Consider the following 25,512-nt stretch of genomic DNA (forward strand, 5'->3'; position numbering starts at 1 on the left):
ATATTAATAATGGTTTAAGCTGATAATAAAAATGAACCACTCATTTCATTAAAAATAAAAACCACGTTTCAGTTTTAAAAATGAATTGAGATTGATCCATGAGGGGAAGTTTTAATTTATGCTTCAGCCAGAAGTCGTCACTTATCAGAGTTACCACTGACAGGATTGAAAAATGGATAGCACAGTAGACAGGCAAGTTTTTTATATCTCCGATGGTACAGCTATCACCGCCGAAGTGCTTGGGCATGCGGTGATGTCACAGTTTCCGGTCGCCATTAACAGTATCACGCTGCCGTTTGTCGAAAACGTCAGCCGCGCGAACGCCGTGAGAGAACAAATCAATGCGATTTACCAGCAATCTGGCGTGCGTCCGCTGGTATTTTATTCCATCGTTTTACCGGAAATTCGTGACATTATTTTGCAAAGTGAGGGTTTTTGTCAGGATATCGTGCAGGCGCTGGTCGCCCCGTTACAGCAAGAATTGAAACTTGAACCGACGCCTATTGCCCATCGGACACACGGTCTGAATCCGGGTAATTTAATCAAATATGATGCGCGTATTGCGGCCATTGATTACACACTTGCCCACGATGATGGCATTTCGATGCGCAATCTCGATCAGGCACAGGTTATCTTGCTGGGCGTATCACGCTGCGGGAAAACGCCGACCAGTTTATACCTCGCCATGCAGTTTGGCATTCGGGCAGCAAATTATCCGTTCATCGCCGACGATATGGATAACATCCAATTGCCTGCAGTACTGAAACCACTGCAACACAAATTGTTTGGCCTGACTATCAATCCCGAACGCCTCGCGGCTATTCGTGAGGAGCGCCGTGAAAACAGCCGCTATGCGTCAATGCGTCAATGCCGCCTTGAAGTGGCAGAAGTGGAAGCCCTGTTTCGCAAGAACCAAATCCGCTATCTCAACAGTACTAATTACTCAGTTGAAGAGATGGCAACCAAAATCCTCGACATCATGGGGTTGAATCGCCGCATGTACTAACAAACTAGTGCAAGGGTGCGATTTTGTATGATAGGCTTTACGCAATCTGGTGGTCACGATTCAGTTGACGGTTGAATTCAACATAAATTGGTTTATCGTGACTGCCATCACTTCCCGGTACTTTTGCCGAGCTGAAGACAAAATTTCTGAGACACCCAATGAATAAAACAGATGAATTGCGCACTGCGCGCATCGACAGTCTGGTTACACCTGCGGAACTGGCACAGCGTTTGGCTGTGTCCCCACAAGTCGCACAAAACGTAACAGCCTCCCGTCGTCGTATCGAAAAAATCCTTAATGGCGAAGATAATCGCCTGCTGGTGATAGTTGGCCCTTGCTCAATCCATGACCTGGATGCGGCAATGGATTACGCCCGCCGTTTACAAGCCGCGCGTGAACAACATCAGCATCGCCTTGAAATCGTGATGCGGACTTATTTCGAAAAACCGCGCACCGTAGTGGGCTGGAAAGGCTTAATTTCCGATCCCGATTTGAACGGCAGCTATCGCGTGAACCATGGCATTGAGCAGGCGCGCCGTTTGCTGTTGCAGGTGAACGAGTTAGGTGTACCAACGGCAACTGAATTCCTCGATATGGTGATCGGCCAGTATATTGCCGATTTGATTAGCTGGGGGGCGATTGGTGCGCGTACCACGGAGAGCCAGATCCACCGTGAAATGGCGTCTGCCCTTTCTTGCCCGGTTGGTTTCAAAAATGGCACCGACGGTAATACGCGTATTGCGGTTGATGCGATTCGTGCCGCCCGCGCCAGCCATATGTTCCTGTCGCCGGATAAACACGGCCAGATGACTATTTATCAAACCAGTGGCAACCCGTACGGCCATATCATCATGCGCGGTGGCAAACAGCCAAACTACCACGCAGCGGATATTTCTGCGGCATGCGATAGCCTGCACGAATTTGATTTACCAGAACAATTGGTTATCGACTTCAGCCACGGCAACTGCCAAAAACAGCATCGCCGCCAGCTGGAAGTCTGTGAAGACGTTTGCAACCAGATTCGTAACGGTTCACGCGCTATTGCTGGTGTGATGGCTGAAAGTTTCATTCAGGAAGGCACGCAAAAAATCGTTGCCGGGCAACCATTGGTTTATGGTCAGTCGATTACCGACCCTTGCCTGAATTGGGAAGACACCAAAACGCTGCTCGATATGCTGGCTGACGCGACAGATAGCCGCTTCTGATATTTTGGTGGATGGCGCTTGTGCTTATCCACCCAACAACTGCCTTTCTGTAGGTCGGGCTAGCGTTAGCGACCCCCGACATTTCTTTAAACTCTCTCGTTCGCTCAAAATTGATCTATTCACAAATTTCCTACAAATAACACTTGATGGCGAAACATAGTTTATTGATAATGATTATCATTGTTGGATTGATTGTCATTTGTATATCGAGTGATACATGGAAAAAAACTTCACTGCTACGAATCCGCAATCTGCGGCCGTTCCCCGCCAGATAGACAGCAAGTTGTTACTCGGCCCTGACGGACGCGTGGTGATTGTTCACGAAGGCCAGCAATACCAATTACGTCAGACCCAGGCAGGAAAGTTAATCCTGACCAAATAAAACCCGTCATATTTCAAGCTGTAGGCGCGTTGGCTGCACTCACTTCCCCCAGTCACTTACTTATGTAAGCTCCTGGGGATAAGCTCCCTTGCCGCCTTCCTACAACTCGAATTATTTAGGGTTTATAAAACATAAATTACGCAAGCCACCCAGGTGTTCCCAAGGCAGCCAGCGATTTTAAATTTTCTTATGGAGATTTACGCATGCCTGCTTTACACACAGTCGGCTTCCGTCTGTCATTACTGACTGTTGCGGTATTTACTGCCCTGCCCACTTTCGCGAAAGATGACCAAATGACGGTGGTGGCTACCGGTAATGAACGCAGCACTTTTGAAGCGCCAATGATGGTCACCATCATTGATGCCGATACCCCTGAAGGCCAAACCTCTTCTTCCGCCGCCGATATGTTACGTAAAGTTCCAGGGATCACCGTTTCCGGTTCCGGGCGCACAAACGGCCAGGATGTAAGCATGCGTGGTTATGACCGCCGTGGCGTATTAATGCTGGTTGACGGAGTTCGCCAGGGGACTGACACCGGGCACCTCAACAGCACATTCCTTGATCCTGCGTTAATCAAACGAATCGAAGTGGTACGTGGCCCTGCGGCTCTGTTATATGGCAGCGGCGCACTGGGCGGCGTCATTTCTTACCAAACAGTGAATGCCAGCGATTTGCTGTATGAAGGCCAAAACAGCGGTTACCGTGTGTTTGGCACCGGTGGAACCGGCGATCATAGCGTCGGAATGGGCGCCAGCGCTTTCGGTCGCACCGATAACTTTGATGGCCTGGTTTCCTGGTCAAGCCGCGACCGTGGTGACATCAACCAAAGCAATGGCGAAACTGCGCCGAACGACGAAAGCATTAATAACTTCCTGACCAAAGGCACCTGGTTCATCGACCCTGCGCAGTCTCTGGCCGGTTCATTGCGTTACTACAATAACGCCGCTCAGGAACCGAAAAACCCACAGGTCACCACGGCTGATCCGAGCAACCCGATGGTGGATCGCTCAACAATACAGCGTGATGCGCAGTTGAAATATCACATTGGGCCAGAGCAAAGTGACTGGCTGAATGCCGATGCCACCGCTTACTGGTCTGAAGCGCGCATCAATGCCCAGGGCCAAACCGACGGGGCTGAATTCCGCAAGCAAACCACCAGCGGCGCAAAACTGGAAAACCGCAGCCGCCTGTTTACCGACAGTTTCGCCGCACATTTGCTGACTTACGGCGGTGAATATTACCGCCAGGATCAGGAGCCAGGCGGTAATACCACCGGCTTCCCGCAAGCCAATATCGATTTCGGTTCAGGCTGGTTGCAGGATGAAATTACGCTGCGCGACCTGCCAGTGTCCATTTTAGCAGGTACGCGTTATGACAATTACAGCGGCAGCAGCGATGGCTACGACGATGTCAATGCTGATAAATGGTCGTCACGCGCGGCACTTTCCATCACGCCAACCGACTGGTTGATGCTATTTGGCTCTTACGCTCAGGCATTCCGCGCTCCAACCATGGGCGAAATGTATAACGATGCCAAACATTTCTCGATTGGCTCGCGTTACACCAACTATTGGGTACCGAACCCCAATCTGCGCCCGGAAACCAACGCCACCCAGGAAGTTGGTTTTGGCTTGCGCTTCGACGATTTGATGCTGGCTGACGACGGGCTGGAGTTCAAAGCGAGCTACTTCGGCACCCGAGCCGAAGACTACATCTCAACGACTGTCGATTTCGCCAAAGCGACCACCATGTCCTATAACGTCCCTAACGCCAAAATCTGGGGTTGGGATATGACCGCGAAATACACCAACAGCTGGTTCAACCTCGATCTCGCCTATAACCGTACCCAGGGCAAAGACGAAGATACTGGCGAGTGGATTTCCAGCCTGAACCCGGACACCGTAACCAGCATTCTCGACGTTCCGGTAGCCGAAAGTGGCTTCTCAGTTGGCTGGATTGGCACCTTTGCCGCGCGTTCAACGCATGTCAGCAGTGAATACAGCGAACAGCCAGGTTACGGCGTCAACGATTTCTACATCAGCTATAAAGGCCAACAGCAGTTGCGCGGGCTGACGACTTCCCTGGTGCTGGGTAACGCCTTTGACAAGGAATACTGGTCGCCGCAGGGGATCCCTCAAGATGGCCGTAACGGCAAAATCTTTGTTAGTTATCAATGGTAAGGAAACGATATGACTCAGCATTATGAAAACTGGTTACAGCTCAAACAACAGCACCCGAAAAAATATGCCCGTGACATCGCAAAACTGATGAATATCAGTGAAGCCGAACTGACTCATGCCCGCGTCGGGCATGATGCCTGGCGCTTAAAAGGCGAGATCCGCGATATTCTCACTTCGCTGGAAAACGTCGGTGAAATCAAATCCATTTGCCGCAACGAATATGCAGTACATGAGCACATCGGGCGTTTTGAAAACCAGCAACTGCACGGCCACGCGGGCCTGGTTCTGAACCCACGCGCGCTGGATTTGCGCCTGTTCCTGAATCAATGGGCGTTTGCCTTCCACGTTCGTGAAGAAACCGCCCGTGGCGAACGCCAAAGCGTGCAGTTCTTTGACCGTCAGGGCGATGCTCTACTGAAGGTTTACACCACCGACAATACGGATTTCAGCGCCTGGGGCGATGTGCTGGCGAAGTTTATCTATGCCGATAACCCAGCGCTTGAGTTGCAGGCGCCAGAAGAAGTGGTGATGACGCCGACGGTAGATGGCCGCCAGGTGGAAGCCGAATGGCGCAGCATGAACGATGTGCATCAGTTCTTTAGTTTGCTCAAACGCCACCAGCTGACACGTCAACAGGCGTTCCGTCTGGTTGCGGAGGATCTGGCCTGCCAGGTTGATAACAACGCTCTGGCGCAACTACTGGCACAAGCCAAACAAGACCAAAACGAAATCATGGTGTTTGTTGGCAACCGTGGCGCGGTGCAGATTTTCACCGGTGTGGTGGAAAAAGTGGTGCCGATGGATAACTGGATTAACATCTTCAATCCACAATTCACGTTGCATTTACTGGGCGACACCATTGCGGAAAGCTGGGTAACCCGTAAACCAAGTGGTGATGGTTTCGTGACCAGCCTGGAGTTATTTGCCGCCGACGGCACGCAAATCGCCCAACTGTACGGCCAACGCACCGAAGGTGAGCCAGAGCAGCAACAATGGCGCAGCCAATTAGAAGCGCTGGTAAGCAAAGGGCTGGCTGCATGAAACGCAGGTTAATTGCCCTGTTTGCCTTGCCAGCGATTGTGTTATCGGCAATGGCCGCCGCCAATCAACGAGTAGTGACAATTGGCGGCGATGTGACGGAAATCGCCTTTGCTCTGGGAACGGGTGGCCAACTGGTCGCTCGTGACAGCACCAGTCTGCATCCGGCAGCCGCGACCAAACTGCCGGACGTGGGGTACATGCGCCAGCTCAATGCCGAAGGCATTCTGGCCATGCGCCCAACGCTGGTGCTGGCAAGCGCGCAGGCCAAACCATCGCTGGCACTGGAGCAAGTCGCCAGTAGCAAAGTCAAAGTGGTGACCATTCCAGCGAATAACTCGCTGGCAGGCATCGATGAGAAAATTGATGCGGTCGCTCAGGCGATGGGGAAAACGACGCAGGGTGCGGCTTTACGCCAACAAGTGCACAGCAAACTGGCGTCGATTCCTGAAAAACCACTGCCGGTAAAAGTGCTGTTTATCATGAGCCACGGCGGGATGACTGCGATGGCCGCTGGGCAAGAAACTGCGGCAGATGCCGCCATTCATGCCGCCGGTTTGCAAAATGCGATGCAGGGTTTCAAACGTTATCAGCCGATGTCCCAGGAAGGTGTGATTGCCAGCCAGCCACAGTTGGTTCTGATCACCGCCGATGGCGTGAAAACGCTGGGTGGGGAAGATAATGTCTGGAAATTGCCCGGCCTCGCACAAACACCCGCAGGCAAAACTCGCCAGTTGTTGATCGTCGATGATATGGCGCTGCTCGGTTTCGGCCTGCAAACGCCAGATGCGATTCTTGCGTTACGGACTAAAGCGGAGCAACTACCTTGATACGCCGGCCCCTGCCCCAACGCGCGCTGTTCGCCATGGTTTTGGCGTTACTGGCGCTGTCTTTGGTTGCTGCTAATTTAGGTGCCATGCGCCTTTCCATTGCGGTGTTATGGCAAGCGCAGGATGAAGCGCTGCGCCATATCTGGCTAAATATTCGCCTGCCGCGCGTGTTGCTTGCCACGCTGGTTGGCGGCGCACTGGCACTTTCAGGCTGCGTGATGCAGGGGCTGTTTCGCAATCCACTTGCCGATCCGGGTTTACTCGGCATCAGCAGTGGCGCGGCACTGGCGGTCGGATTTTCGGTGGTTTTACCGTTGGCGCTTCCCGTGGTGTTGGCATTATATGTACCGATGATGGCGGCGTTTCTCGGCAGCCTTGCCGTCACGCTGATGATTTTCTTCCTCAGCCGTCAGGGCAACAATAGCCTGTCTCGCCTGCTGTTGGTGGGCATCGCCATTAATGCCCTGTGCGGTGCAGCGGTCGGCGTTTTATCGTGGATCAGTAACGATGCTCAATTGCGCCAACTCTCGCTGTGGGGAATGGGTAGCCTGGGGCAAGCGCAGTGGTCCACGTTACTGGCAACCGCCTCGTTGATTATTCCGGCGGCAATTGTGATTTCGTTTCTGTCCAAACGACTCAACCTGTTGCAGCTTGGCGATGAAGAAGCGCATTACCTGGGTGTGGATGTCAAAAAAACCCAACGTCAGTTACTGATTTTGAGCGCGCTATTGGTCGCCGCGGCAGTGGCGGTCAGCGGCGTGATAGGTTTTGTCGGCCTGGTGGTTCCGCATCTGGTACGGATGTGGCTCGGTGCCGATCATCGCTGGTTGATCCCCGGTTCGGTGCTTGCTGGTGCGATGTTACTGCTGGTTGCTGACACGCTGGCACGCACGCTGGTCGCGCCTGCGGAAATGCCGGTGGGTTTGCTGACCAGCCTGCTGGGTGGCCCGTGGTTTTTAGCGTTGATATTCCGCCAAAAGAGGGAAAGTGATGGCTGATCTTTTGCAGGCGCACAACGTCACCTTGCGCCTGGGCGCAAGAAAATTGCTCGATGACATTAATCTGACGTTGACGGCAGGTGAAGTGGTGGCGTTAATCGGCCCAAACGGTGCAGGAAAGTCCACGCTGTTACGGGTGCTCACCGGTTTTCAACCCCCTGAAAACGGTGAAATTAGCCTTGCCGGACGCGCAATAACGGAATGGTCAGGTGAGGCGTTATCCCGTAAACGTGCGGTGATGCGCCAGCGTAGCGGGATGGCATTTAGCTGGGCGGTAGAAGACGTGATTGCCATGGGACGTGCGCCCTGGCCTGAAAAAGACACCAAAAGCGTGGTGCAGGAAGTGATGGCACTGACGGGTTGCGATGCGCTCGCCGGACGCGATTTCTGCCAGCTTTCCGGTGGTGAACAACAGCGCGTGCAACTCGCCCGCGCACTGGCGCAGTTGTGGCATAACGGGCAACCTCAAGGCTGGCTGTTTTTGGATGAACCCACGTCCGCGCTGGATTTGTATCATCAGCAACATATTTTGCGTTTGTTACGCCGTTTATCGCTGATGGGCACGCTGTCGGTTTGTGTGGTGCTGCATGATTTGAATCTGGCCGCGCTATGGGCCGACCGAATTGTGTTGTTGCATGAAGGGAGGCTGGTGGCAAATGGCACGCCGCAGGAAGTGCTGGATGAATCGACGCTACAGCATTGGTATCAGGCAGATTTGCGGGTGTTCAGTCATCCCGAACACCCGGTGCCACAGGTTTGGTTGAAGCAGTGATCAACTAAAACTCACTAACTCGAACAACTCACCTCTAACCGTTTGCCCCAGTCCGGTGGGCGCTGTGTGACATCGCCCGAATGATCGGCAAACGGTTGTTGCAACGTTTCATGCAGTTGCGCCAGAACACTCACATCTCCCTGCTCTGCCGCGTCAATGGCGCGCTGAGCCAGCCAGTTGCGTAACACTACGGACGGATTGGCGGCTTTCATCGCCTGTTGGCGCTGTTCGTCGCTTATCTGCTCGGTTTGCAGACGCGCCCGGTAACGGGTAAACCAGCTATCAAAACCCGCACGGTCGATAAACTCATCGCGCAATGGCGAGCTGGCTGAGTGTTGCTCGGTCAGGCTTAACATCCTGAAGGTCCGTGTGTAATCACTGCCCTCTTTTGCCATCAGGCCGAACAACTCGGTGAGGATTTCGTTATCCGCCGTTTGTTCCGTCAATAGCCCCAGTTTGCCGCGCATTAGCTCACCAAACGCTTTCATCAAGGCGAACTGATAGTGGTCGAGAATTTCATTCAGCCATTCAACTGAAATAAACGGTGACAGGGTTTGCGCCAGTCGTTGCAGGTTCCACAACCCCACGGCAGGCTGATTATCAAATGCGTAACGCCCCTGATGATCGGAATGGTTGCAGATAAAGTCAGGCTGATAATCGTCGAGAAAACCGTACGGGCCGTAATCCATCGTCAGACCCAAAATCGACATATTGTCAGTATTCATCACGCCATGTGCGAAACCGACGGTTTGCCAGTGCGCAATCATCTGTGCGGTACGCTCGACCACATCACGGAACCAAAGCTGATATTTATCCGCTTCATCGACAAGCTGTGGCCAGTGATGGGCAATCACGTAATCCGCCAGTTGCTGGACTTTCTGTGGCTCACGGCGGTAGTAAAAGTGCTCGAAGTGACCAAAACGTGCATGGCTTTGCGCCACACGGACCAGCATCGCACCTTGTTCGGTGGTTTCACGTTGCACCGGCGTGTCGCTGGTCACAATACTCAGCGCGCGGGTGGTGGGAATATTCAGCCCGTGCATCGCTTCACTGGCGAGAAATTCGCGGATGGTGGAACGCAATACTGCGCGGCCATCGCCCATGCGCGAATAAGGTGTCAAACCGGCCCCTTTCAGGTGCCAGTCAAATTTACGCCCATCAGCCAGTTGCTGCTCACCCAGCAAAATGCCACGCCCATCACCCAGTTGTCCGGCCCAGACACCAAACTGATGCCCGCTATAAACCTGCGCGAGTGGCTGCATACCCGGCAGCAGCGTTTCGCCGCTCCAGATACCAGAATGAGATTCGTCAAACAGTGAGGCATCAAGCCCCAGATCGTTGGCAAGCGGACGGTTATAATAAAATAGTCGGGCATTATGCAGCGGCGTAGGTTTTAGCGCCGTGTAAAAGCCGGGCAGTTCGTCGTGCCAGCTATTGTTAAATTCAGGGTTATTGGTCATGGAACCTCCTGCCGATAGTGTAGTGCTTGTGTGACGATTTAAACACGGCACGTTGGCAGGGGTATTAGTTCAAAGATGGCGAATTCAGGTGAAACCACTCTTCCAGCTTTGCAGGTGCAATTCCCGGCCAGAGATTTCCTTGCATGGCAAAAGCGGCGAGAGAAAGCACTTTCTGGCGAGCAGCTTCGTCATCAACTCCGGTAATTATCAGAGTCTGACAAAACGGAGAAAGCTGCGCGAGCATGGCTAACATAAATGGCTCGAAAGAGCGTTGTTTAATTTGTTTATGAATAAATGTTTTATCCATAAATACACATTTAAATAGCCCATCAAAGATCGGTTTACTGGTCGCAATTCCTGCACCAAAATTATCCAACGCTAATGGATAATGCTTAGAAATTGACTTTAAACGGACATTTTCATTACCGCGATTTAGATCGGGAAAGTTCTCATTGATGGCAAACTCAAGGAACGAAAGCTGTGCCAGACGTGCAATCAACCCGGCATCGGCCAAAATTGCATCAACGATTACCGCGTTTATATTCACCCAGACAGTGATACTTTGAGTCTTAAAGAACGTTTGATAATTTTCAAGTAATTCTATTTGCTCGTTGAATAATATTAATTGCTGTTCCGATTTAATAACCGGCGCAACTAATTCTGTTGGAATACGTACCGGAGCATCAACCCCAACAAAATTCACTATTAGTTCAACGCCTAACACCTCACCGTCTGGTAAGTAAACCGGCTGAAAATAAAAGTCCGAACGATATTGTGTATCGAGATTCAGAATCATGATGCCAACCGTTTAGGTAATGGGGTGGATGGCATCGTGACACGATGAGCATCCAGCGTTAACTGGATTGATTTTATTGTAATTAAAGACAAGTTCATCCCTGAATGTTTTATCATAATCTTCTTTGAAGATAATGATATTATCCTGGATATCTCAATATCGCCAGTTTTAGCGAATTTGGAGAATGGAACCTCGGTGGATTATCTCCGGAGAAAACGATTGATTCTCACAATGCTTATCCAATAATTTCCGGATAGCATAGCTCGCCATTTCGGTTATTGGAAAATGAACACTGGTTAATGCCGGGCGAACAAACGGCGCTCGTTCACCGCTGTCATAACAAATAAGTGAGATATCCTGGGGAATTCTCAGACCATGTTCGGTGATGGCAAGCATCGCGCCTATCGCCAGTTCTTCATTGCAACAATAGAGTGCCGTAGGCTGAATATTTTCAAGCAGTTGTGAGGTAAGTTGGTAGCCTGAGGGCATGTCGTACTCCCCTCCCAATACCGCAGCAGGTTTCAGTTTTGCTTTAGACATGGCATCCATGAACCCCTGCTTGCGCAGCAGGCTGGATGTACGCCCGCTCGGACCATGCAGGCAGGCAATCGAGGTGTGCCCGGCATCAATAAACACTTGAGTCGCAAGCGCACTCGCCGCACGGTGATCAAACACCACACATCGCTCTTCAAGCCCCGGAACGTCACGGTCTAAAACAATGAATTTGTGATCCCGCTCAGCCAATTGATAAAGCGTTTCATCGCTGATGGCGCGCACGTGCAGGACCAGGCCATCGCAACGCAGATTAAACAGGCGTTGGATAGCGTTTAGCTCCTTCTCTGCGGTGTCGCGCCCTTGCGTCACCAACAGCTGCTTGCCATGCAACTCAGTTTCACTCTGTACGGTGTCCATCAGCGCACCAAAAAAGCCGCCACGATAGGAAGTGGTGACAAGCCCTAAGGTATTACTTTGGCTTGAGGCTAAGGCGCGAGCCGCCGGATTCGGCGTATAACCTAATTCAACAATCGCCGCTTCGACTTTAACTCTTGTCTGCGCTTTGACTTTGTTGTCGCCATTCACCACGCGTGAAACGGTCGCCCGGGACACACCTGCACTGGCGGCAACATCTTCCAGAGTAACCATAAACTATCCTTTCGAGGGGGCGTGATGCTGCCAAATATTACCTGAAATTATGGGTTGTACCTGGGTTAACCACGGAATTGCTGAAGAGTGTCACGTTTAGGGCCAGTGACTGGCCCTAAGACTGGGAAAATTGCGCTAGATGCGGCGGGCCTGCCAAAACTTTTTACGCCAGTAAACGTTATCCAGCGAAGAACGCATCACACCACGGCTGGTTGAGGCATGAATGAATTGGTTGTCCGTGTCGTAAATCCCCACGTGCAGACCACTTTCACCAGCGCCTGTTTTAAAGAAAACCAGATCGCCTGGCAGTAATTCGTCTTTATCAATTTGCGTGCCGATTTTCGCTTGCTGGCGGGTTTCACGCGGCAGCTGTAGCTCGAAGCGGTCACGGAAGGTCACCGAGACAAAGCCGGAGCAGTCGACACCACGGCGGCTCATTCCGCCATAGCTATAGGGAGTGCCACGCCAGCCGTTGAGTTGATCATTGAGCCTGGCAATAACCGTTATTGAATCGGACAAACGAGAATTTGGTGGAGGCGCATGGCTGCTACACCCTGCGAGTACCAGACATGCCACAACAATTATCCATAAACGCATTCAGGCTAATCCTCACCCGTTTTAAAATTTCCAGTAATTTAGCGCTTTCCCATGATTTGGTGCAAGTTTTTACCATCACCTACAATGGGGCTATTAGCATACTATGCCCTTCTATCTGCAATCGACGGAAGTGCATGTTATAAGCTGTTGCTAAATGTTGCGGCGAGAGCACTTCATCCCGATTGCCTTGTGCAATCATTTTACCCGAGCGTAATAACCAGACGGTGTGCGCATGTCGCAAACTGTGATTTAAGTCATGGCTGCTCATCACCACGCCGATACCGGCTTCGCAAAGTGCTATCAGAATTCTATCCAATGCGGTTTGCTGCGCGACATCCAGACTGTTCATCGGCTCGTCCAGTAGCAGCAGACGCCCCTGCGGGTTGATTTCTGGATGAATCTGCAACACCACAGCGGCTAAGCGAACACGTTGCCATTCCCCACCCGAAAGCTGGTTCACACTGCGTGTGAGTTTGTCCGCCAGCCCCAAATCTTCGACCAGCTTGAGCATGACCGAATCGGAGGGGCTGACTGACTGGTGCAGTTGCAGATAATGCCAAACGGGCATCGAAAATGGCGGCATTTGTTGCTGAGAAAGATAAGCACGCTGATGAGCCAGTTGCGTTGGCTGCCAGTCGCTGAGATTGCTCCCGGCAAACATAATTTGCCCGGCACCCGAGCTAAGCCCTGCGGCACGCATCAGCAACGTGCTTTTGCCCGCGCCATTTGGCCCAACAAGATGGACCAGTTCGCCCGTTTGAACAGCGGCGGAAATGGGCCCAAGCCGCTCCGCCACCGCGACATCATTAAGCTGCAACAACACCATTACTTCGCCAGCGCCGACTTAATAGCATCAACAATAGTGGCGTCATCAGGCGTCATATCCGGTGAAAAACGTTGAATCACCTGACCATCGCGGCCAATCAGGAATTTTTCGAAGTTCCAGAGAATATCGCCAACATGGGCCGGTGCGCGGCCTTTGCTGCTCATGCGCTCAAGAAAACCGCTGCCTTCAGGTGCAACGGCAGCCGGTGCGGCGGCAACCAGTTTTTTGTACAGTGGATGACGGTTTTCACCATTAACGTCCAGCTTGCTAAACATGGGAAATGTGACGCCGTAGGTCATGCTACAGAAGGTTTTGATCTCTTCTTCGCTACCCGGTTCTTGCCCCAGGAACTGGTTGCATGGGAAACCCAGTACCGAGAAACCTTCGTGCCCAAGCTCTTTTTGCAGGTTTTCTAATTGTTCATATTGCACTGTCAGGCCGCACTTAGAGGCAACGTTCACCAGCAGTAGCACTTTCCCTTTCCAGTTTTCGAGCGTTGTCGCTTCACCGTCAATGGTGGTTACTTCAGTGTTTAGAATGTCTTGCATCACGACCTCTTAGATTGTTATTTCCCAGCCTTTAATAATAGCCAGATAAATACAGGTGCGCCTAACGTTGCCGTCACGACGCCTATAGGTAATTCGGCTGAAGCCAGTGCCAGACGCGCAATAATGTCAGCACCGAGTAATACAGTGGCACCGGCTAATGCGCTCGCGGGTAGCAAAATCCGATGGTCGGTTAACCCTTTGAGCCGTAACATATGAGGGATAACGAGGCCGATAAAGCCAATAGCTCCTGCCAGCGCGACACTCACCCCCACCAGCCATCCGGTGGTAATCACCAGAATATTTCGCCAAAGCCAGACGGGTAAGCCCAACTGGCGAGCCGATATTTCGCCAAGAGCCATTAAATTCAACGGTGCGTAGTTGCGACATAACCACAGCATCACGGGTGGCAGAGTTATCATCAACCACCATTGCCGCCAGTCCACGCCACCAAAGCCACCCATCATCCAGTACATTAACTGACGCAAATCGAGGCTGGTACTGAAATAGATAGCCCAGGTCATTAAAGCGCTACAGATAATCCCCAACGCCACGCCAGCAAGCAGCAGGCGGCTGTTTGAAAGGTGACGCTTTGCAAAGCGCAGCAAGATAAACGTGATAACCAGCGCGCCGAATATTGCGCAGATCCCTAACGCCCAGCTCGGTAGCATCCCTTGCCCAAGCAACACCGCAGCCACTAGCGCCACCCCTGCGCCATTAGAAACGCCAAGCAGCCCAGGCTCAGCCAATGGATTTTCAAACAGCGCCTGCATGATGGTGCCAGATACCGCAAGTGCCGCCCCGACCAGCAGAACAGCTAAGGTGCGCGGCATGCGAATCTGCCAGATAAACAGCTGTGCATCTTCACGCATCCAGTGTTGCGGGGAAAACCACTGCTCTCCGGCGCACAGACTCAATACAGCCATTCCCAGCATGGTGGAAAATAAGGCGAGCAGCCAGAGGCGTTCGTGACGTTGTTGTCGTTCGACAAAAATCTGCATCTGGAGGGGGCGTCCGATTTAAAATCATTCATGCGTCTGATTTTACGGGGAGTATCCGTAACACGACAAGCTTTAAAGGAAAGCTTTTTCTTTGGGGTGAGATATCCGTGAGGCTACTCACTCAATGTTATACAGGAATTAAACAAATAGCAGATCGTAGAAAAAATATAATTTACAACCGCCACTAAATAATAAACACCAGAAATTTATCTGGAAGAAATAATATCGCTAGAATACTAAAAACAACAATAAATTCATGTAATTACAAAAAACACAGGAAACCTAAATATTCTCTAAAAGAAAGTAAAAATATAAACCGGCGGGTAATAACCATTCCAGATAACAGGGCTTAAAATAAGTACAAATCTATCAGGAGATAATTACCGTGTCGGACAACACACTGCTAAATACCTATCTGCACAAACCACGCAGAAATATCATTTCAGACCTCATTGCAGGAAAATTGCTCCCGAGCACGATTTGGCATAAGCGTAGTTACCGCTTCAAATTTATGCTGCGCACAGCGCTGTTCTACACACCAACATGTCGCATGCTTGAAAAGCTTGGGCAGCGTTCTGATTTTGAACAAATGTTGAAAGCGCAAGTCACCCTGCCCAGCAAGCCTCATCGCCAGTATTTAGTTCGCGGTTTAAACGCAAATCAGCGAGCGGATGCGGTGATCAACCATTATCAATTCGTGGACGGATTACCTTCGCGACAACTCGCCGCGGCATTAACCTCAGTGTCCGAAACCCAACTGGTCACGTTCTGCGGTAAAGAAGACAGCCAGTTTACCCTTTCCGCCTGCTGCGCAAAAAGCGCCGAGCGTGAAGGTGAAAGCACCATTTGGTTGCGCGATGGCAATGAAAATGTGATCGCCAGCCTGACTTTTAGCGTTATGCGTGAAAACGACCAATGGCATCTGGTGATTGGCGGCTTACAAGGGCCAAGAAAGCAAATTTCTCACGACGTGATTAAACAAGCGACTCGCGCCTGCCACGGTCTGTTCCCTAAACGCGTGATAATGGAGTTTATTTGGCAATTTGCCGCCCAGACGAATATTTCGGGGATTTATGGCGTCAGCGATAATGGCCATGTTTTCCGCGCGCTGCGTTACCGCTTGAGCAAGGGCCGGCATTTCCACGCCAGCTATGATGAGTTCTGGCAATCTATTGAAGGGGTGAAACAGAATAGCTGGCGCTGGCAATTACCTCAGCAATTAGAACGTAAAACACTTGAGAACATCGCGAGTAAGAAACGCGCGGAATATCGTCGCCGTTTCCAGTTACTTGATGAGATGGCGGAACAGGTAGCCAAACTGGCTGCTTGATAGGTATTGTTTACACAGCAAAGAAAAAGGCCGCATAAGCGGCCTTTTTGGTTTATTCAGGTTACTCGTCTTTTGGCGACGCGTTTTCAACCCTACTCTTCAACTTCTGACCAGGTCGGAAGGTCACTACACGGCGTGCCGTAATAGGAATATCTTCACCAGTCTTCGGGTTACGCCCGGGACGTTGGTTTTTATCGCGTAAGTCAAAATTACCAAAGCCTGATAGTTTAACCTGCTCACCGTTCTCCAGAGCGCGACGGATCTCTTCGAAAAACAGCTCTACCAACTCTTTAGCATCACGTTTGCTAAGCCCTAGCTTATCAAACAGATATTCTGACATTTCAGCTTTTGTAAGCGCCATACGTTCAATCCCTCAATGATGCCTGGAATCGCTCTTTTAATGCCTCTACACATTTTGCAACGGTAGCGGCAATCTCCTCTTCTTCGAGTGTACGGCCCGTATCCTGGAGGATAAGGCTTATGGCAAGGCTCTTATAACCTTCGGCTACACCCTTACCACGGTACACATCAAATAAGTTTACGCCAACTACCTGATTTGCGCCAACTTTCTTACATTCGACCAAAATATCTGCTGCGGGAACGTTTTCAGCGACAACAACCGCGATGTCACGACGGTTCGCCGGGAATCGAGAAATCTCTTTCGACTCAGGCACAGCGCGGTCTGCAAGCTTGTTCCACAGCACTTCGAACACCAGTGTACGGCCATTGAGAGAAAGCTTACGCTCAAGCTCAGGATGCACAACACCAATGAAACCAACGTATTCGCCACGTAAATAAATTGCGGCACTTTGACCTGGATGCAAAGCTGGGTTGCTGGCGACTCTAAATTCAATGTCAGAAAGCTGACCAGTCAGATCCAGTACCGCTTCCAGATCGCCCTTCAAATCATAGAAGTCGACGGTGTTACGCGCCAGATCCCAATGCTCTTCGTAGCGATTACCGCAGATGGCACCAGCCAGCATAAGATCCTGACGGATACCCAGGTCTGCCTGTGTATCAGGAACAAAGCGTAAACCTGATTCAAAGATGCGTACGCGGCTCTGCTGACGGTTTTGGTTGTAAACCACAGTATTGAGCAGCCCGGTCAGCAAGGACAAACGCATAGCTGACATTTCAATGGAAATTGGGCTTGGCAGAATCAGGTGTTCTTCACCAGGGTGCAGCAGTTGCTGAACTTTAGGGTCAACAAAGCTATAGGTGATCACTTCCTGGTAGCCTTTATCAACCAGCATGGTTTTCACACGCTTAAGAGAAAGGTCTGCTTCGCAATGGCTGCCCATGATAAGACCCGCTTGTACAGGCTCATCAGGAATGCTGTTATAGCCATAAACGCGCGCCACTTCTTCGACCAGATCTTCTTCAATCTGCATATCAAAGCGCCAGCTTGGTGCCACGGCGGTCCACTGGTTGTCGCCTTCAGTGACTTCACAACCCAGACGACGCAAAATATCGCTAACCTGCGCATCTTCAATATGATGGCCGATCAAACGATCCAGCTTGCTACGACGCAGAGTAATTGTGGCAGCTTTTGGCAAATGTGCTTCGCTGGTAACGTCAATAACCGGACCGGCTTCACCGCCGCAGATGTCAGTCAACAGACGAGTTGCTCGTTCCATTGCTTTGTACTGCAACGCAGAATCCACGCCACGCTCATAACGATGGGATGCATCAGTATGCAGACCATGACGGCGCGCACGCCCAGTGATAGACAGTGGGCTGAAGAATGCGCACTCCAGCAGCACATTCTGGGTTTCATCATTCACACCAGAATGTTCGCCACCAAAGATACCGCCCATTGCCAGCGCTTTAGTGTGGTCGGCGATAACCAGGGTATCAGCTTTCAACTTCGCTTCATTGCCATCAAGCAGCGTCAGGGTTTCACCTTCTTCTGCCATACGCACCACGATGCCACCGTCAATGCGGTCCATATCGAACGCGTGCATCGGTTGGCCAAGTTCAAGCAATACGTAGTTCGTCACGTCAACGACCGCGTCGATAGAACGAATACCGCAACGACGCAGTTTCTCTTTCATCCACAGTGGGGTTGGCGCTTTAACGTTGATGCCTTTAACCACGCGGCCCAGGTAACGCGGGCACGCTTCTGGCGCATCAACACGAATTGGCAGCGTGTCGGTGATTGTCGCAGCAACCGCAACCATTTCTGGCTCATGCAATGGCAGCTTGTTAACGACAGCGACATCACGAGCGACACCGATGATACCGAGACAATCGGCACGGTTTGGCGTCACGCTAATTTCGATAGTGTTGTCATCAAGCTTCAGGTATTCGCGGATATCGGTGCCAATCGGTGCATCTTGCGGCAGCTCAATAATGCCGTCGTGATCGTCGGAAATACCCAGCTCAGAGAATGAGCACAGCATGCCTTCTGATGGTTCGCCACGCAGTTTGGCCGCTTTAATTTTGAAATCGCCAGGCAGGACAGCGCCAACAGTTGCAACGGCAACTCTCAGGCCCTGACGGCAATTTGGTGCGCCACAAACGATGTCTAACAGGCGTTCGCCACCGACATTCACTTTTGTTACACGCAGTTTGTCAGCATTGGGGTGTTGGCCGCACTCAACCACTTCACCCACAACTACGCCATTAAATGCACCCGCAACGGCATCAACACCATCAACTTCAAGACCAGCCATCGTGATTTGGCTGGAAAGCTCTTCACTGCTGTTGGCTGGATTTACCCATTCGCGTAACCAGAGTTCACTGAATTTCATTGGATATCCCGCCCTTATTTGAACTGTTTGAGGAAACGTAAATCATTTTCGAAGAATGCACGCAAATCGGTAACGCCGTAACGCAGCATGGTCAGACGCTCCATGCCCATACCAAATGCGAAGCCTGAGTAGACTTCTGGGTCAATACCGACATTACGCAGGACATTTGGGTGCACCATGCCACAGCCTAAAACTTCCAGCCATTTGCCGTTTTTGCCCATCACGTCCACTTCTGCGGAAGGCTCAGTGAATGGGAAATAGGACGGACGGAAACGAATCTGCAAATCAGCTTCGAAGAAGTTGTTCAGGAAATCGTGCAATGTGCCTTTCAGGTTGGTGAAGCTGATGTTGGTATCAACAATCAAACCTTCCATCTGATGGAACATTGGCGTGTGCGTCTGGTCGTAGTCGTTACGATACACACGGCCAGGCGCGATAATACGAATCGGCGGCTGCTTATCCTTCATGGTACGAATCTGTACGCCAGAAGTCTGAGTACGCAGTAGACGGGTTGCATCGAACCAGAAAGTATCGTGGTCCGCACGAGCTGGGTGGTGCCCTGGAATGTTCAGAGCATCGAAGTTGTGGTAGTCATCTTCGATTTCAGGGCCTGTCGCCACGGTGAAGCCCAGTTCACCGAAGAAGCTTTCGATACGGTCAATGGTGCGCGTAACCGGGTGCAAACCGCCGTTTTCAACACGACGTCCAGGCAGAGAGACATCAATGGTTTCTTCTGCCAAACGAGCATTCAGAGCGGCACTTTCCAGTGCATTCTTGCGAGCGTTCAGTGCTTCCTGCACTTTCTCTTTAGCTTCGTTGATCACCGCACCTGCAGCTGGGCGCTCTTCCGGTGGCAATTCACGCAGGGTGGTCATCTGGAGGGTCAGATGGCCCTTCTTCCCTAAATATTCGACGCGTACGTTGTCTAACGCGGCAACATCCGGGGCCTCGTTTATGGCGGCCGTTGCGTTGGCAACCAGCTCTGCGAGATGTGGCATGGTATTCCTCTTATGCCGGCATAATTGCCGGGGTAGTTGATCCGTATACAAAAAGCGGAATGCAAAAAAAAGCCTCCATAGTGGAGGCTTTCGGCGCTATTTTTCGTTTCTTTTCTTACGCGCAAAGCCCCCTGATTCAGGTGCTAAAGTAAAAAAAGAAACGGAAAATAGCAGCGTTCATGCTTGCAGTTACCTTATTGCTCAGTGTTAAACATTAGAAATTAAAAGAGGGAGACAAGCTCCCTCTAATAACTGGCTTACGCCAGAGCTGCTTTCGCTTTCTCAACCAGTGCAGTAAATGCCACTTTGTCGAATACGGCGATGTCAGCCAGGATCTTACGGTCGATTTCAACAGAAGCTTTTTTCAAGCCATTGATGAATTTGCTGTAAGAGATCCCGTTCTGACGAGCTGCAGCGTTGATACGTGCAATCCACAGCTGACGGAATTGACGCTTACGTTGACGACGGTCACGGTAAGCATATTGGCCAGCTTTGATAACAGCCTGGAAAGCAACGCGGTAAACGCGTGAACGCGCACCGTAGTAGCCTTTGGCTTGTTTAAGGATTTTTTTGTGACGAGCACGTGCGATAACACCACGTTTTACGCGAGCCATATTAGCTCTCCTGTTCTATATTCTGAATTAATTAAAAAAGTGCTACTTATGCGTACGGCAGGCAAGCGATGACCAGGCCCAGATCCCCTTTGGAGACCATACCTTTCGGACGCAGGTGACGTTTACGCTTAGTAGACTTTTTAGTCAGAATATGACGCAGGTTAGCGTGCTTACGCTTAAAACCACCACCGGCGGTCTTTTTGAAGCGCTTAGCGGCGCCGCGTACAGTTTTAATCTTTGGCATTTAATAACTTTCCACTTCGCATTGTTAATAAAACGAACCAGAAGGCGAACAAATCTCACGAGGCCGAAACCTCGCGAGAACTGTTACTTGATGGCCTTACTGTTTCTTCTTCGGAGCGAGCACCATGATCATCTGACGGCCTTCGATCTTCGATGGGAAGGATTCGACGACTGCCAGTTCACTCAGATCGTCACGGACGCGGTTAAGCACTTCCATACCAATCTGTTGGTGAGCCATTTCACGACCGCGGAAACGCAGTGTGATTTTAGCTTTATCACCCTCTTCCAGAAAGCGAACCAGGCTGCGGAGTTTTACCTGATAGTCGCCATCATCGGTACCAGGTCGGAATTTGATTTCCTTGACCTGAATAACTTTTTGCTTTTTCTTCTGTTCCTTAGAAGATTTGCTTTTTTCGTAGAGGAATTTGCCGTAATCCATAATTCGACAAACAGGCGGTTCGGCATTAGGACTGATTTCAACTAAATCAACCCCAGCTTCCTCGGCTTTTTCTAAAGCTTCATTCAGACTGACAATACCTAGCTGCTCGCCTTCAATACCTGTCAGACGAACCTCAGTGGCACGAATTTCTCTGTTTATGCGATTAGGACGCGCCGGTTGAACTCTTTTTCCGCCTTTAATAACTCTATTCCTCTAGTTGATTAAGATTGCGACTGCGAATTTCATTCTGCAGTTTTTCAATCAATTCGTTGACGTCCATGCTACCCAAGTCTTTGCCACGACGGGTACGAACGGCTACTTTGCCTGCTTCGACCTCTTTATCGCCACAAACTAACATGTAAGGGACACGACGCAACGTGTGTTCACGGATTTTAAAGCCAATCTTCTCATTTCTCAAGTCTGCTTTTACACGAATGCCTGCATTTTGCAGTTTACGGGTCAATTCGTTAACGTATTCAGACTGTCCATCAGTGATATTCATCACCACTGCTTGTACTGGCGCAAGCCAGGTTGGGAAGAAACCCGCAAATTCTTCGGTCAGGATACCAATAAAACGTTCCATTGACCCGAGAATTGCACGGTGAATCATTACCGGCACCAGGCGTTCATTACTTTCACCAATATAAGACGCATTCAAACGCGATGGCAAAGAGAAGTCTAACTGTACTGTCCCGCACTGCCATGCACGATCCAGGCAGTCATACAGGGTAAATTCAATTTTAGGGCCATAGAATGCACCCTCTCCCGGTTGATAATCAAACGGAATATTATTTTCTTGCAATGCTACGGCCAAATCCGCCTCTGCACGATCCCACATTTCGTCGGTACCGATGCGTTTTTCAGGGCGAGTTGACAGCTTCACAACGATTTTTTCAAAACCGAAGGTGCTGTACATGTCGTAGACCATGCGGATGCAGCTATTCACTTCGTCACGCACTTGTTCTTCAGTACAGAATACGTGAGCATCATCCTGAGTAAAGCCACGAACGCGCATCAAGCCATGTAACGCACCTGACGGCTCATTACGGTGGCAGCTACCAAACTCAGCCATACGCAATGGTAAGTCACGGTAGGATTTCAGGCCCTGGTTAAAGATCTGCACATGGCCTGGGCAGTTCATTGGTTTGATGCAATATTCACGGTTTTCTGAAGAAGTGGTAAACATCGCATCTTTGTAGTTGTCCCAGTGGCCGGTTTTTTCCCAAAGCACACGGTCCATCATGAACGGGCCTTTCACTTCCTGATACTGGTACTCTTTGAGCTTGGAGCGTACAAACACTTCCAGTTCACGGAAGATAGTCCAGCCGTCGTTGTGCCAGAACACCATACCAGGTGCCTCTTCCTGCATATGATACAGGTCGAGTTGCTTACCGATCTTACGGTGGTCACGCTTGGACGCCTCTTCCAGGCGTTGCAAGTAAGCATTCAATTGCTTCTTATCAGCCCAGGCTGTGCCATAAATACGTTGCAACATTTTGTTGCTGCTATCGCCACGCCAGTAAGCACCGGAAGTTTTCTGCAACTTAAAATGATGGCAGAAACGCATGTTCGGTACGTGCGGACCGCGGCACATATCAACGTATTCTTCATGATGATACAAACCAGGCTTATCATCCTGGCTAATGTTTTCATCAAGAATCGCGACTTTGTAGCTTTCACCACGGTTCACGAAGGTTTCGCGGGCTTCATGCCAGCTCACTTTTTTCTTGATGACGTCGTAATCTTTCTCAGCCAACTCGTGCATACGCTTTTCGAGCAGCTCAAGATCTTCCTGCGTCAGCGTGTGGTCAATGTCAACGTCGTAGTAAAAACCGTTATCAATAACCGGGCCAATCGCCATTTTAGTGTGCGGCCACAGTTGTTTGATGGCATGGCCCAATAAGTGGGCGCACGAGTGGCGGAGAATCTCCAGGCCAGCTTCATCTTTAACGGTGATAATTGCGAGTTTAGCATCGTGCTCAATAACATCAGACGCATCAACCAGTTCGCCATCTACACGGCCTGCAATACAGGCTTTCGCAAGGCCAGGACCGATGTCCAGAGCGACATCCAATGGGCTAACAGCGTGGTCGTAATGGCGTTGGCTGCCATCAGGAAGAGTAATAACAGGCATTATAAGTCCTTATTCGCAGTGGTGACCCATACGCAAGATCACATGCAACTTTATATAGTTTAAATAAATCAGTAAGTTAGGAGTGGTTGAATGCTTCACCTCGCAAACTGTGTACATGAATCTAAAATGTACCCACTTCAACCTGCTGATTAGACGAGGCAATAGTACACGTCATTGAGGTGAGGATAAAGGCAGAACTTAAGAAGTTGTGGATAACATGCTGAAAAAAAGGAAGAAAAATGAACAATACGTCTGTACTAAATATTTTTATTAAGATCCATGTATTAATCAAATGTGTTAATCAATAGCGCCATGGCTTTCGCCATGACGCAAATATTTAATTTTCAGTTATTCAGGCGGGTAGAGAATAAGAACTGGAACTATTTAGAACTGATAAACAACACCTACAGCAGCAACATTATCGTTGTTAAGTTGCAAAGCATTATCGTCGCTTAACAGGTTAATTTTGTAATCAATAAAAGCAGACATGTTTTTAGTAAAAAAATAGGTAGCAGAGACATCGACATATTTTACTAACTCCACGTCACCTACGCCCTCAATATCCTTACCCTTCGAGTAAACGTAGCCTATTGAAGGCCGGAAGCCAAAATCGAACAGATATTGTGCAACAAGTTCAAATGCCTGATTCCTATTCGCAAACCCACTAATACTTTGGTTCTCACCATTAATTGTTGCGGTACCAGAAATCGGTGTCATATTGCTCGTCTCAGCATAAATTGCTGCCAGATAAATGTTATTGGCATCATATTTCACTCCCGCATTCCATGCTTCCGCATTATCACCCTGACCATAAGTCAGGTCTCTCTGTGCCAGAGTACGGTTAGAGTTGCTATAGCCCATCCCCATACTCATCCCGGTATCGCTAATGTCATAAGTCAACGATGTCCCTACACCTTCACCGTTTTGCTTACTGGTAGACCGACCGTCATTCTCGTTTTTCCCTTGAAACTGAACGGTCAGTTTTAAGCCATCAACTAAACCGAAGAAAGTAGTATTACGATACGTTGCCACACTATTAGTACGGGTAGTCATGAAATTATCAGTTTTAGCATAAGATTCAGTCGTAAATTCAGGCATGACATCGGTATATGATCCAATATTATAAAGCACACCATAGTTTCGACCGTAATCAAATGACCCAAAATCACCAGCTTTTAGACCTGCGAATGCCAACCGCGTTTTTGCCGTATTGCTATCACCTTCGACTTTGTTGGCTGCAACCTGATACTCCCACTGACCAAAACCAGTGAGTTGACTATTAATTTCAGTCTGACCTTTAATACCAAATCGAATATAAGACTGATCACCATCAACACTATTATTGTCGCTCAGATAGATTTCTGGCTTTACTCTTCCATAAATGTCTAATTTATTTCCATCCTTATTATAAACTTCTGCTGCATGCATAGACGTTGATGTCAGCAGTAAACTTAATGTCACTCCTGCGAATGTAAAATTTTTCATGTTTGCTCCTAAACCCCTTTCTAATACGCGATAATTAATCAAGAGACACCTTGTCAAAAACGCAGAGATTATTATCGGCATGAGGTTATAGAAATATTACAGAATGGTTTAAAGTTTAAAAATAAACAAAGAAACTACCAATCCTAATTTTGCAAACTAGTTTCATAGATATATCTCAAGCGATGATGACACTTGGTTTTTTAACAGACCAGTAATGACGAGGGAATTAGTTTGCGGGGGTATAAATAAAAAACCGGGCATTATGCTCGGTTTTTTATTTATGTAACTTTTAGCACGAATGATAGGTTATCAAACCTGCGCAGAAAGATAATTAAACAATGCACGTGACTATGACCAGTCCCCGGCAACCAGTGTATGGACATTAAAAGCGTCATCCATTGACTGTCCCGTAGACAGCTCGCCCGGTTGAATATTGGAGCCCGCTTCAACATCGGCAACATTCCAGACAGGTGATGGTGCTGTTTGTGTGCCTGTGGTTGCAGAAGATTGCGCAGCAGAGGCACCAAATGAAAGCATGGAAAGAGTTACAACTACAGCGGCATATTTGATATTTTTCATATTCATTTTTCTCTTATTTAATGGATCAGCAAGCTATTAACCTGCCACAAAATAAGAGTAGATCTAGATCACATTTCTGACAAGACCAATACTTTATCAATTCGTGTCAAATATACCAAAAATATGAATAAAGAAAGAATTAAGGAGAGATTGTGAAG

Annotated in this window: 26 protein-coding genes and 1 other annotated feature; of the genes, 9 read left to right on the top strand and 17 right to left on the bottom strand. The window is 49.7% G+C overall.

The features are described 5' to 3' along the window. Nucleotides 1-172: 172 nt before the first annotated feature. The 8 genes from ppsR (at nt 173) to MES37_RS15710 (ending at nt 8,411) form a co-directional block, all read left to right on the top strand. The gene (ppsR, locus tag MES37_RS15675; RefSeq protein WP_064547494.1) at nt 173-1,006 is read left to right on the top strand and encodes a posphoenolpyruvate synthetase regulatory kinase/phosphorylase PpsR; all 834 of its coding nucleotides are present in this window, start codon (nt 173-175) and stop codon (nt 1,004-1,006) included. A gap of 158 nt (nt 1,007-1,164) precedes the next feature. Beyond that, nucleotides 1,165-2,211 carry a 3-deoxy-7-phosphoheptulonate synthase AroH gene (aroH, locus tag MES37_RS15680; protein ID WP_064547495.1) on the top strand — a complete coding sequence of 349 codons (1,047 nt, stop codon included), beginning with the start codon at nt 1,165-1,167 and terminating at the stop codon, nt 2,209-2,211. A 217-nt stretch (nt 2,212-2,428) separates the two neighbouring features. After that, on the top strand, nt 2,429-2,593 hold the full coding sequence (hemP, locus tag MES37_RS15685) for a hemin uptake protein HemP (protein ID WP_064547497.1): 165 nt from the start codon (nt 2,429-2,431) through the stop codon (nt 2,591-2,593). 203 nt (nt 2,594-2,796) lie between these two features. Then, the gene (locus tag MES37_RS15690; protein WP_237931957.1) at nt 2,797-4,773 is read left to right on the top strand and encodes a TonB-dependent hemoglobin/transferrin/lactoferrin family receptor; all 1,977 of its coding nucleotides are present in this window, start codon (nt 2,797-2,799) and stop codon (nt 4,771-4,773) included. A 9-nt stretch (nt 4,774-4,782) separates the two neighbouring features. Further along, a complete protein-coding gene (locus MES37_RS15695; RefSeq protein ID WP_237931959.1) occupies nt 4,783-5,814 on the top strand; it encodes a hemin-degrading factor in 1,032 nt (343 codons plus the stop codon). Continuing rightward, a complete protein-coding gene (locus MES37_RS15700) occupies nt 5,811-6,641 on the top strand; it encodes a heme/hemin ABC transporter substrate-binding protein (RefSeq protein ID WP_133523103.1) in 831 nt (276 codons plus the stop codon). Before MES37_RS15695 ends, MES37_RS15700 begins: the two co-directional genes overlap by 4 nt. Before the next feature lie 35 nt (nt 6,642-6,676). Further along, complete coding sequence (locus MES37_RS15705) at nt 6,677-7,639, top strand: FecCD family ABC transporter permease (protein WP_237931970.1); 963 nt, start codon at nt 6,677-6,679, stop codon at nt 7,637-7,639. Next, nucleotides 7,632-8,411 carry a heme ABC transporter ATP-binding protein gene (locus tag MES37_RS15710; protein ID WP_237931961.1) on the top strand — a complete coding sequence of 260 codons (780 nt, stop codon included), beginning with the start codon at nt 7,632-7,634 and terminating at the stop codon, nt 8,409-8,411. The genes MES37_RS15705 and MES37_RS15710 overlap by 8 nt, the downstream gene beginning before the upstream one ends. Nucleotides 8,412-8,425: 14 nt before the next feature. On the opposite strand, the gene selO is transcribed toward MES37_RS15710, so the two are convergent. From selO to btuC, 7 genes are all read right to left on the bottom strand, one after another. Beyond that, nucleotides 8,426-9,871 carry a protein adenylyltransferase SelO gene (selO, locus tag MES37_RS15715; RefSeq protein WP_237931962.1) on the bottom strand — a complete coding sequence of 482 codons (1,446 nt, stop codon included), beginning with the start codon at nt 9,869-9,871 and terminating at the stop codon, nt 8,426-8,428. Between the two features lie 64 nt (nt 9,872-9,935). Further along, complete coding sequence (locus tag MES37_RS15720; RefSeq protein ID WP_237931964.1) at nt 9,936-10,667, bottom strand: EAL domain-containing protein; 732 nt, start codon at nt 10,665-10,667, stop codon at nt 9,936-9,938. Nucleotides 10,668-10,835: 168 nt separating this feature from the next. Next, nucleotides 10,836-11,810 (bottom strand): LacI family DNA-binding transcriptional regulator, encoded by a 975-nt coding sequence (locus MES37_RS15725; RefSeq protein ID WP_064547512.1) that lies wholly within the window; start codon nt 11,808-11,810, stop codon nt 10,836-10,838. Between the two features lie 135 nt (nt 11,811-11,945). Next, nucleotides 11,946-12,407: an NlpC/P60 family protein gene (locus MES37_RS15730; protein ID WP_064547515.1), complete on the bottom strand. Its 462-nt coding sequence runs from the start codon at nt 12,405-12,407 to the stop codon at nt 11,946-11,948. 79 nt (nt 12,408-12,486) lie between these two features. Next, nucleotides 12,487-13,233, bottom strand: coding sequence for a vitamin B12 ABC transporter ATP-binding protein BtuD (gene btuD, locus MES37_RS15735; protein ID WP_237931966.1), 747 nt, complete (start codon nt 13,231-13,233; stop codon nt 12,487-12,489). After that, the gene (locus tag MES37_RS15740; RefSeq protein WP_121815506.1) at nt 13,233-13,784 is read right to left on the bottom strand and encodes a glutathione peroxidase; all 552 of its coding nucleotides are present in this window, start codon (nt 13,782-13,784) and stop codon (nt 13,233-13,235) included. Before MES37_RS15740 ends, btuD begins: the two co-directional genes overlap by 1 nt. A gap of 14 nt (nt 13,785-13,798) precedes the next feature. After that, nucleotides 13,799-14,779 (bottom strand): vitamin B12 ABC transporter permease BtuC, encoded by a 981-nt coding sequence (gene btuC / locus MES37_RS15745; RefSeq protein WP_064547521.1) that lies wholly within the window; start codon nt 14,777-14,779, stop codon nt 13,799-13,801. A 376-nt stretch (nt 14,780-15,155) separates the two neighbouring features. On the opposite strand from btuC, the gene MES37_RS15750 reads away from it, so the two are divergent. Next, nucleotides 15,156-16,109: a DUF535 family protein gene (locus MES37_RS15750; protein WP_237931973.1), complete on the top strand. Its 954-nt coding sequence runs from the start codon at nt 15,156-15,158 to the stop codon at nt 16,107-16,109. Nucleotides 16,110-16,170: 61 nt separating this feature from the next. On the opposite strand, the gene ihfA is transcribed toward MES37_RS15750, so the two are convergent. The 10 genes from ihfA to MES37_RS15800 all read right to left on the bottom strand — a co-directional run bounded on the left by ihfA (nt 16,171) and on the right by MES37_RS15800 (nt 25,354). After that, nucleotides 16,171-16,470 carry an integration host factor subunit alpha gene (ihfA, locus tag MES37_RS15755; RefSeq protein WP_001229265.1) on the bottom strand — a complete coding sequence of 100 codons (300 nt, stop codon included), beginning with the start codon at nt 16,468-16,470 and terminating at the stop codon, nt 16,171-16,173. 4 nt (nt 16,471-16,474) lie between these two features. Continuing rightward, nucleotides 16,475-18,862, bottom strand: a complete 2,388-nt coding sequence (pheT, locus tag MES37_RS15760) for a phenylalanine--tRNA ligase subunit beta (protein WP_237931968.1) — start codon at nt 18,860-18,862, stop codon at nt 16,475-16,477. Nucleotides 18,863-18,876: 14 nt separating this feature from the next. After that, the gene (pheS, locus tag MES37_RS15765; protein WP_064547527.1) at nt 18,877-19,860 is read right to left on the bottom strand and encodes a phenylalanine--tRNA ligase subunit alpha; all 984 of its coding nucleotides are present in this window, start codon (nt 19,858-19,860) and stop codon (nt 18,877-18,879) included. Nucleotides 19,861-19,922: 62 nt separating this feature from the next. Continuing rightward, nucleotides 19,923-20,046: a sequence feature (Phe leader region), on the bottom strand. Next, the gene (gene pheM / locus MES37_RS15770; RefSeq protein ID WP_001386830.1) at nt 19,997-20,041 is read right to left on the bottom strand and encodes a pheST operon leader peptide PheM; all 45 of its coding nucleotides are present in this window, start codon (nt 20,039-20,041) and stop codon (nt 19,997-19,999) included. Its footprint overlaps the feature before it by 45 nt. Nucleotides 20,047-20,117: 71 nt before the next feature. Beyond that, nucleotides 20,118-20,474 (bottom strand): 50S ribosomal protein L20, encoded by a 357-nt coding sequence (gene rplT, locus MES37_RS15775; RefSeq protein ID WP_000124850.1) that lies wholly within the window; start codon nt 20,472-20,474, stop codon nt 20,118-20,120. A 46-nt stretch (nt 20,475-20,520) separates the two neighbouring features. Beyond that, nucleotides 20,521-20,718, bottom strand: coding sequence for a 50S ribosomal protein L35 (gene rpmI / locus MES37_RS15780; protein WP_005968897.1), 198 nt, complete (start codon nt 20,716-20,718; stop codon nt 20,521-20,523). 96 nt (nt 20,719-20,814) lie between these two features. Beyond that, on the bottom strand, nt 20,815-21,357 hold the full coding sequence (infC, locus tag MES37_RS15785; protein WP_074388328.1) for a translation initiation factor IF-3: 543 nt from the start codon (nt 21,355-21,357) through the stop codon (nt 20,815-20,817). Between the two features lie 4 nt (nt 21,358-21,361). Further along, complete coding sequence (thrS, locus tag MES37_RS15790) at nt 21,362-23,290, bottom strand: threonine--tRNA ligase (protein ID WP_064547530.1); 1,929 nt, start codon at nt 23,288-23,290, stop codon at nt 21,362-21,364. Between the two features lie 384 nt (nt 23,291-23,674). Continuing rightward, the gene (locus tag MES37_RS15795; protein WP_064547532.1) at nt 23,675-24,775 is read right to left on the bottom strand and encodes a porin; all 1,101 of its coding nucleotides are present in this window, start codon (nt 24,773-24,775) and stop codon (nt 23,675-23,677) included. A 348-nt stretch (nt 24,776-25,123) separates the two neighbouring features. Then, nucleotides 25,124-25,354: a hypothetical protein gene (locus MES37_RS15800; protein ID WP_064547534.1), complete on the bottom strand. Its 231-nt coding sequence runs from the start codon at nt 25,352-25,354 to the stop codon at nt 25,124-25,126. Between the last annotated feature and the right edge of the window lie 158 nt (nt 25,355-25,512).

It is taken from the genome of Buttiauxella sp. S19-1, assembly GCF_022134725.1.
GTDB lineage: Bacteria > Pseudomonadota > Gammaproteobacteria > Enterobacterales > Enterobacteriaceae > Buttiauxella > Buttiauxella ferragutiae.

What these genes read in the sequence shown, in the direction of transcription:
- ppsR (WP_064547494.1), top strand. Translation starts at nt 173, where the DNA reads ATGGATAGCACAGTAGACAGGCAAGTTTTTTATATCTCCGATGGTACA.
- btuC (WP_064547521.1), bottom strand. Translation starts at nt 14,779, where the DNA reads ATGCAGATTTTTGTCGAACGACAACAACGTCACGAACGCCTCTGGCTG.
- rpmI (WP_005968897.1), bottom strand. Translation starts at nt 20,718, where the DNA reads ATGCCAAAGATTAAAACTGTACGCGGCGCCGCTAAGCGCTTCAAAAAG.
- aroH (WP_064547495.1), top strand. Translation starts at nt 1,165, where the DNA reads ATGAATAAAACAGATGAATTGCGCACTGCGCGCATCGACAGTCTGGTT.
- thrS (WP_064547530.1), bottom strand. Translation starts at nt 23,290, where the DNA reads ATGCCTGTTATTACTCTTCCTGATGGCAGCCAACGCCATTACGACCAC.
- MES37_RS15710 (WP_237931961.1), top strand. Translation starts at nt 7,632, where the DNA reads ATGGCTGATCTTTTGCAGGCGCACAACGTCACCTTGCGCCTGGGCGCA.
- pheT (WP_237931968.1), bottom strand. Translation starts at nt 18,862, where the DNA reads ATGAAATTCAGTGAACTCTGGTTACGCGAATGGGTAAATCCAGCCAAC.
- hemP (WP_064547497.1), top strand. Translation starts at nt 2,429, where the DNA reads ATGGAAAAAAACTTCACTGCTACGAATCCGCAATCTGCGGCCGTTCCC.
- btuD (WP_237931966.1), bottom strand. Translation starts at nt 13,233, where the DNA reads ATGGTGTTGTTGCAGCTTAATGATGTCGCGGTGGCGGAGCGGCTTGGG.
- MES37_RS15695 (WP_237931959.1), top strand. Translation starts at nt 4,783, where the DNA reads ATGACTCAGCATTATGAAAACTGGTTACAGCTCAAACAACAGCACCCG.
- ihfA (WP_001229265.1), bottom strand. Translation starts at nt 16,470, where the DNA reads ATGGCGCTTACAAAAGCTGAAATGTCAGAATATCTGTTTGATAAGCTA.
- MES37_RS15690 (WP_237931957.1), top strand. Translation starts at nt 2,797, where the DNA reads ATGCCTGCTTTACACACAGTCGGCTTCCGTCTGTCATTACTGACTGTT.
- selO (WP_237931962.1), bottom strand. Translation starts at nt 9,871, where the DNA reads ATGACCAATAACCCTGAATTTAACAATAGCTGGCACGACGAACTGCCC.
- MES37_RS15795 (WP_064547532.1), bottom strand. Translation starts at nt 24,775, where the DNA reads ATGAAAAATTTTACATTCGCAGGAGTGACATTAAGTTTACTGCTGACA.
- MES37_RS15700 (WP_133523103.1), top strand. Translation starts at nt 5,811, where the DNA reads ATGAAACGCAGGTTAATTGCCCTGTTTGCCTTGCCAGCGATTGTGTTA.
- MES37_RS15705 (WP_237931970.1), top strand. Translation starts at nt 6,677, where the DNA reads ATGGTTTTGGCGTTACTGGCGCTGTCTTTGGTTGCTGCTAATTTAGGT.
- rplT (WP_000124850.1), bottom strand. Translation starts at nt 20,474, where the DNA reads ATGGCTCGCGTAAAACGTGGTGTTATCGCACGTGCTCGTCACAAAAAA.
- MES37_RS15730 (WP_064547515.1), bottom strand. Translation starts at nt 12,407, where the DNA reads ATGCGTTTATGGATAATTGTTGTGGCATGTCTGGTACTCGCAGGGTGT.
- MES37_RS15800 (WP_064547534.1), bottom strand. Translation starts at nt 25,354, where the DNA reads ATGAAAAATATCAAATATGCCGCTGTAGTTGTAACTCTTTCCATGCTT.
- MES37_RS15720 (WP_237931964.1), bottom strand. Translation starts at nt 10,667, where the DNA reads ATGATTCTGAATCTCGATACACAATATCGTTCGGACTTTTATTTTCAG.
- pheS (WP_064547527.1), bottom strand. Translation starts at nt 19,860, where the DNA reads ATGCCACATCTCGCAGAGCTGGTTGCCAACGCAACGGCCGCCATAAAC.
- MES37_RS15725 (WP_064547512.1), bottom strand. Translation starts at nt 11,810, where the DNA reads ATGGTTACTCTGGAAGATGTTGCCGCCAGTGCAGGTGTGTCCCGGGCG.